Genomic DNA, 756 nt, shown 5'->3' on the forward strand with positions numbered 1-756 from the left:
GCGCTGAGCTGCGCACGCAGCGTGAAGCACAGCCCGGCATTCAGCGTCGTACGGTGACTGTTGCCGAAATCGCGGCCGAGGTCGATCTGCTACGTGTGGCTGATGACAAGGGCCCCATGACCACAAATCGTGCCTACGCTGAAGGCGTGAACGAGACAGTGGACGCGGTTCTCGCGATCCTGCGTGGGGAGGTTGTCTGAGGAACGCAGCACAAATTCGAGTGCGGCGCGCTCAGGCGTTTTCTCGTGGATACGCAGCACATGGCCGGGGTCTTCCTGTGGACGAAAATCCATATGCCCCGGGCACCGATCTGCGGCGTGAGTGGAACGCTGGGTGGCATTCGGCCGACATCGAGTATATGGATCAGGAGGAATACGAATGACGACGCAGCGTGAAGCGTACCATGAGGGCCGTGCCGCCTACGAACGGGGCGACGTGGATGAAAGCCCGTACCCGGACAATGACGCTAACGGCCTCTCGTGGTACGATGGTTGGTATGATGCATTTCTTGAGGATTCGGACGAATGAGGCAGAAACCCCAAAGGTTTGACAGAATAGCGAGAAGTTACGTAGAAAGCCCAAAGGCTGTCGAAGACTTTCTCGATGAGTACGAAGCGCTGTGCCGAAAGCACGAGCTTTGTATCAGCCATGAGGACGCGGGGCACGGTGCGTTCATCGTCGAGCGCTTGCGCAATATAACGGTGGAGCGGGTTGGGATCGGTGCGAAGTTGGGAATGCGGAAGGGCGCACAAAGAC

At 58.3% G+C, this 756-nt stretch carries 4 protein-coding genes; all 4 read left to right on the forward strand.

Annotation, left to right across the window (positions count from 1 at the left end; all coding sequences use genetic code 11):
- Positions 1 to 200: hypothetical protein (locus AC1RPJ_RS07610; protein ID WP_392340119.1), on the forward strand; the 200-nt coding region annotated here is incomplete at its 5' end.
- Between the two features lie 20 nt (positions 201 to 220).
- Positions 221 to 382 carry a ribosome modulation factor gene (locus tag AC1RPJ_RS07615; protein ID WP_353890807.1) on the forward strand — a complete coding sequence of 54 codons (162 nt, stop codon included), beginning with the start codon at positions 221 to 223 and terminating at the stop codon, positions 380 to 382.
- Complete coding sequence (locus AC1RPJ_RS07620; protein WP_281106376.1) at positions 379 to 528, forward strand: hypothetical protein; 150 nt, start codon at positions 379 to 381, stop codon at positions 526 to 528. Before AC1RPJ_RS07615 ends, AC1RPJ_RS07620 begins: the two co-directional genes overlap by 4 nt.
- Positions 525 to 756: hypothetical protein (locus tag AC1RPJ_RS07625; RefSeq protein ID WP_481762822.1), on the forward strand; the 232-nt coding region annotated here is incomplete at its 3' end. The genes AC1RPJ_RS07620 and AC1RPJ_RS07625, both read left to right, overlap by 4 nt.

It is taken from the genome of Dellaglioa sp. CoH-57-MRSF-17 (genome assembly GCF_056782015.1).

Coding starts and splice junctions, on each gene's coding strand:
- AC1RPJ_RS07620 (WP_281106376.1), top strand. CDS start 379: ATGACGACGCAGCGTGAAGCGTACCATGAGGGCCGTGCCGCCTACGAA.